The sequence below is a fragment of the Mesorhizobium sp. M4B.F.Ca.ET.214.01.1.1 genome (assembly GCF_004791545.1).
Taxonomy (GTDB): domain Bacteria; phylum Pseudomonadota; class Alphaproteobacteria; order Rhizobiales; family Rhizobiaceae; genus Mesorhizobium; species Mesorhizobium abyssinicae.
Genome location: NZ_SRUX01000236.1, coordinates 1 through 302, shown reverse-complemented (window position 1 = coordinate 302; position 302 = coordinate 1). Strand labels below are relative to the sequence as shown.

General features: G+C 64.9%; 1 protein-coding gene. It reads left to right on the top strand.

Going from position 1 to position 302, the window contains the following annotated elements:
• Positions 1–302: transporter substrate-binding domain-containing protein (locus EN857_RS34035; RefSeq protein ID WP_135897731.1), on the top strand; the 302-nt coding region annotated here is incomplete at both ends.

Here is a 302-nt window from a genome sequence, read left to right as displayed (position 1 = left end):
GATGGGATCGATCATCGCCATCGCGGTGTTCACCGCGGGCGTCACATCGGTGCTGACCGTGACGCAGATGGAAGGCATGGTGCAGGGCGAAAGCGACCTCGGCACGGTCAGGGTCGGCGCCGTGCGGAATTCCTCGACCGCGTCCTATCTGGATTCGACCCATATCCGGCATCAGGACTTTGCCACCGTCCAGCAGGGCCTGGACACGCTGCGCGCCGGCAAGATCGATGCGCTGGTCCACGACAAGCCGCTGCTTGGCTGGCTGGTCGGACAGAACTATGGCGCGAGCCTGCAGGTCCTCG